The organism is Streptomyces sp. NPDC059037, assembly GCF_042740015.1.
GTDB lineage: Bacteria > Actinomycetota > Actinomycetes > Streptomycetales > Streptomycetaceae > Streptomyces.
In genome coordinates, this window is sequence record NZ_JBHYIG010000145.1 from 19,207 (window position 1) to 24,105 (window position 4,899).

At 69.3% G+C, this 4,899-nt stretch carries 6 protein-coding genes; all 6 read left to right on the top strand.

Translation table 11 applies throughout. The features are described 5' to 3' along the window. Positions 1-971 (top strand): cell division protein FtsZ (gene ftsZ, locus ACFWY6_RS26710; RefSeq protein ID WP_384695192.1); only part of this gene is annotated, 971 nt, incomplete at its 5' end. Between the two features lie 17 nt (positions 972-988). Then, positions 989-1,699 carry a peptidoglycan editing factor PgeF gene (gene pgeF / locus ACFWY6_RS26715; RefSeq protein ID WP_384695194.1) on the top strand — a complete coding sequence of 237 codons (711 nt, stop codon included), beginning with the start codon at positions 989-991 and terminating at the stop codon, positions 1,697-1,699. 6 nt (positions 1,700-1,705) lie between these two features. Continuing rightward, entirely contained in the window at positions 1,706-2,425 is a 720-nt protein-coding gene (locus ACFWY6_RS26720; protein ID WP_360763264.1) for a YggS family pyridoxal phosphate-dependent enzyme, read from the top strand. A 125-nt stretch (positions 2,426-2,550) separates the two neighbouring features. Then, positions 2,551-3,195, top strand: a complete 645-nt coding sequence (locus ACFWY6_RS26725) for a cell division protein SepF (protein ID WP_384695197.1) — start codon at positions 2,551-2,553, stop codon at positions 3,193-3,195. A gap of 70 nt (positions 3,196-3,265) precedes the next feature. After that, on the top strand, positions 3,266-3,556 hold the full coding sequence (locus ACFWY6_RS26730; RefSeq protein WP_030783884.1) for a YggT family protein: 291 nt from the start codon (positions 3,266-3,268) through the stop codon (positions 3,554-3,556). Between the two features lie 46 nt (positions 3,557-3,602). After that, on the top strand, positions 3,603-4,700 hold the full coding sequence (locus ACFWY6_RS26735) for a DivIVA domain-containing protein (protein WP_266867984.1): 1,098 nt from the start codon (positions 3,603-3,605) through the stop codon (positions 4,698-4,700). Positions 4,701-4,899 lie beyond the last annotated feature (199 nt).

The window sequence follows — 4,899 nt, forward strand, 5'->3', positions numbered from 1 at the left end:
AGGAGATCGAGGAGGTCCTCAAGGGGGCCGACATGGTCTTCGTCACCGCCGGCGAAGGCGGCGGCACCGGCACCGGCGGCGCACCTGTCGTCGCCAACATCGCACGCTCCCTGGGCGCCCTGACCATCGGCGTCGTCACCCGGCCGTTCACCTTCGAGGGCCGTCGTCGCGCCAACCAGGCCGAGGACGGCATCGCGGAGCTGCGCGAAGAGGTCGACACCCTCATCGTCATCCCCAACGACCGGCTCCTGTCCATCTCGGACCGCCAGGTCTCGGTCCTCGACGCCTTCAAGTCGGCGGACCAGGTCCTGCTCTCCGGTGTCCAGGGCATCACCGACCTGATCACCACCCCGGGTCTGATCAACCTCGACTTCGCCGACGTCAAGTCGGTCATGTCCGAGGCGGGTTCGGCCCTCATGGGCATCGGCTCGGCGCGCGGCGACGACCGCGCGGTGGCCGCCGCCGAGATGGCGATCTCCTCGCCGTTGCTCGAGGCGTCCATCGACGGAGCGCGGGGCGTCCTGCTCTCCATCTCCGGCGGTTCCGACCTCGGCCTCTTCGAGATCAACGAAGCGGCCCAGCTGGTCAGCGAGGCGGCCCACCCCGAGGCCAACATCATCTTCGGCGCCGTCATCGACGACGCCCTGGGCGACGAGGTCAGGGTCACCGTCATCGCGGCGGGCTTCGACGGCGGTCAGCCACCGTCCAAGCGGGACAACGTCCTTGGCTCGGCTTCGGCCAAGCGCGAGGAGCAGCCGGCGGCCCCGGCCCGTCCCGCGGAGTCCCGCCCGTCCTACGGCGGCCTCGGCAGCGTCACGACCCGCGAGGAGCCGGCGACGCCGGAGCCCGTGGAGGCCGCCCCGGTCAGCGAGGCTCCGTCCGCGCCCGTGACCCCGCCGCAGGTTCCGCCGGCCCGTCCGTACCAGGACAGCCAGGCCGAAGAGCTGGACGTGCCGGACTTCCTCAAGTGATAAGCCCGCACAGCACCGTGAGCGGCGCGCACTTCGCCTTCACCGACAGGTGGGGCGGGGTGAGCGCCGTTCCGTACGAAGAGCTCAATCTCGGCGGGGCCGTCGGCGACGACCCGCAGGCCGTGCGCACCAACCGCGACCTTGCCGCCAAGTCCCTCGGGATCGAACCGGCCCGCGTCGTCTGGATGAACCAGGTGCACGGCAACGATGTCGCGGTGGTGGACGGCCCCTGGGGCGCCGGCGCCGAGATCCCGGCCGTCGACGCCGTGGTGACTGCACGCCGGGGCCTGGCCCTCGCGGTCCTCACCGCCGACTGCACGCCCGTCCTGCTTGCCGACCCGGTCGCCAAGGTCGCGGCCGCGGTGCACGCGGGTCGCCCCGGGATGGTCGCCGGGGTCGTCCCGGCCGCCGTCGGGGCGATGGTGGAGCTGGGCGCGGACCCGGACCGTATCGTCGCCCGCACCGGGCCCGCCGTCTGCGGGCGTTGCTATGAGGTGCCCGAGGCGATGCGCGCCGATGTCGCCGCCGCGGAGCCCGCGGCGTACGCCGAGACGAGCTGGGGCACACCGGCGGTCGATGTGACCGCGGGGGTGCACGCCCAGCTGGAGCGGCTCGGGGTGCGCGACCGGGAGCAGTCGCCGGTGTGCACCCTGGAATCCGGTGACCACTTCTCTTACCGCCGCGACCGGACCACCGGCCGTCTCGCGGGCTATGTCTGGCTGGACTGATTGCACATGACGGACCGTAAGTCTCAACTCGCCGCAAATCTGGCGGAGGTCGAGGAGCGCATCGCCGCGGCGTGCGCGGCGGCCGGGCGCAAGCGGGAGGAGGTGACCCTGATCGTGGTCACCAAGACCTATCCCGCGAGCGATGTGCGGATCCTGTCGGAACTCGGTGTGCGCCATGTCGCCGAGAACCGCGACCAGGACGCGGCCCCCAAGGCCGCCGACTGCTCGGATCTGCCCCTTACTTGGCACTTTGTCGGTCAGCTGCAGACCAACAAGGTCCGTTCTGTGGCCAGTTATGCCGATGTGGTGCAGTCCGTGGACCGTCCCAAGCTCGTCACGGCCCTGTCGACGGCCGCGGTGCGCGCGGAGCGGGAACTCGGCTGCCTGATCCAGGTCGCGCTCGATGCCGATGAGCACGGGCGGGGCGAGCGCGGGGGCGTAGGGGCGGGCGGAATCGAAGAGTTGGCCGGACTCGTGGCGGAAGCTCCCGGACTGCGGCTCGACGGTCTGATGACCGTCGCGCCGCTCACCGGACCGTACGCGGGGCGGCAACAGGCGGCGTTCGAGCGGCTGATGGAATTCTCAACCCTCATGCGCGCGGCTCATCCTGCTGCGAACATGGTGTCGGCAGGGATGAGTGCGGACCTCGAACAGGCCGTGGCGGCCGGAGCGACACATGTGCGCGTCGGTACGGCGGTACTCGGAGTCCGACCCGGGCTCGGGTAACGTCGCCAAGAAGTCGGACCACAGCAGAAAATATGGTCATTCTCGCTGTTGGGGCGGGGATACCTCGTGGATCTCGGGCAGTTGGTGACGACAGCCGATCCACCACAGAGCGGAGGACTCAGAGCATGGCCGGCGCGATGCGCAAGATGGCGGTCTACCTCGGCCTCGTGGAGGACGATGGGTACGACGGTCCGGGGTTCGACCCCGATGACGAGTTCGAACCCGAGCCGGAGCCCGAGCGGGACCGCCGGCGGCACGAGCCGCCACATCAGTCGCACCAGTCCCGCCAGGCGCACGTGTCTGAACGGGACGAATCGGTACGAGTGGTACAGCCCCCCGCCCAGCGTGAGCCGGTCGCCCATTCCGCTTCGGTACCCGCCGAATCCGGACGTCCGGCACGTATCGCCCCCGTGGCATCCATCACACCTGAACGCCAGAGCCTGGAGAAGAACGCACCGGTGATCATGCCCAAGGTCGTGTCCGAGCGGGAGCCCTACCGCATCACCACGCTGCACCCGCGGACGTACAACGAGGCCCGTACCATCGGGGAACACTTCCGCGAGGGCACTCCGGTGATCATGAATCTGACCGAGATGGACGACACGGATGCGAAGCGACTTGTCGACTTTGCCGCCGGTCTGGTGTTCGGTCTGCATGGCAGCATTGAGCGAGTGACGCAGAAGGTGTTCCTGTTGTCGCCTGCTAACGTCGATGTAACGGCGGAGGACAAGGCTCGCATCGCAGAGGGCGGGTTCTTCAACCAGAGCTGAGACGTAACAGATGCAGTAGACGCAGAACCGGCAACGAAGCACGAGTAACAGGGGAGAGGGAACCGCGAACATGAGCGTGGTCTTGCAGGTGCTTTACATCGCGCTGATGTGCTTCCTCATCGTGCTGATCTTCCGGTTGGTCATGGACTACGTCTTCCAGTTCGCCCGCTCATGGCAACCCGGCAAGGCGATGGTGGTCGTTCTGGAGGCCACCTACACTGTCACTGATCCACCGCTCAAGCTTCTGCGGCGATTCATTCCGCCGCTGCGTCTCGGGGGCGTGGCGCTCGACTTGTCCTTCTTCGTACTGATGATCATCGTCTACATCCTGATCACCGTCGTCAGGTCGGTGTCTGTGTGAACGATACGGTCTTGCCGAATGCCGACGATTACGTTGAGGTGAAGAGATGCCGTTGACCCCCGAGGACGTGCGGAACAAGCAGTTCACGACCGTCCGCCTCCGAGAAGGCTATGACGAGGACGAGGTCGATGCCTTCCTCGATGAGGTCGAAGCCGAACTGACTCGCTTGCTCCGCGAGAACGAGGACCTGCGCGCCAAACTGGCCGCTGCCACCCGCGCCGCTGCGCAGAACCAGCAGCAGGGCGGGATGCGCAAGGGTCCCGACGGGCCGCAGGACCAGCGCGGTCCCGGCGCCCCGGTGCCCGCCGCAATATCGGGCCCGCAGCCGGTGCCGCCGCAGCAGCACCCGCAGCATCAGCAGATGGGCGGCCCGCCGCAGCTTCCCGGTGGCGCACCGCAGCTGCCCGCAGGCCCCAGTGGGCACGGCCCGCAGGGTCCCGGTCCGCAGGGCCCCGGCCCCATGGGCCAGGGTCCGATGGGTGGCCCGATGGGCGGTCCCATGGGCGGCCACGGCCCGCAGATGCCGCAGCCCGGTCAGGGCCCCGGCGGCGACAGCGCCGCTCGCGTGCTCTCCCTTGCCCAGCAGACCGCTGACCAGGCGATCGCGGAGGCCCGTTCCGAGGCCAACAAGATCGTCGGCGAGGCCCGTTCGCGCGCCGAGGGTCTTGAGCGTGACGCCCGTGCCAAGGCTGACGCCCTGGAGCGGGACGCGCAGGAGAAGCACCGCGTCGCGATGGGCTCCCTGGAGTCCGCCCGCGCCACGTTGGAGCGCAAGGTCGAGGACCTGCGCGGCTTCGAGCGCGAGTACCGCACGCGTCTGAAGTCCTACCTGGAGTCGCAGCTCCGTCAGCTGGAGACCCAGGCCGACGACTCGCTGGCTCCGCCGCGGACTCCGGCGACGGCTTCCCTTCCGCCGTCCCCGGCGCCCTCCATGGCTCCGGCCGGCGCGGGTGCCCCGTCCTACGGCGGCAACCAGTCGATGGGCGGCAACCAGCCGGCCGCTGGTCCGTCCTACGGCGGTCAGCAGCAGATGTCCCCCGCGATGACCCAGCCGATGGCGCCGGTGCGGCCGCAGGGCCCGCAGCCGATGCAGCAGGCTCCGTCGCCGATGCGTGGCTTCCTCATCGACGAGGACGACAACTGACGGGCACTTCCACGCCGTAGGCGTCGGCAGCGTTCAGGGCGGGGCCCCCAGATTCTCTGGGGGCCCCGCCCTTTTGCGTGCCCGCTCGCCGAGACAGGTGCAGAAACGTTCATCTGTGCGTGGGCACGCAACGCCGAAGGCCCGGCCCCGCCAAGAAATTTTGCGGGGCCGGGCCGTCGGCGTTGTTAGGTTTTGTACC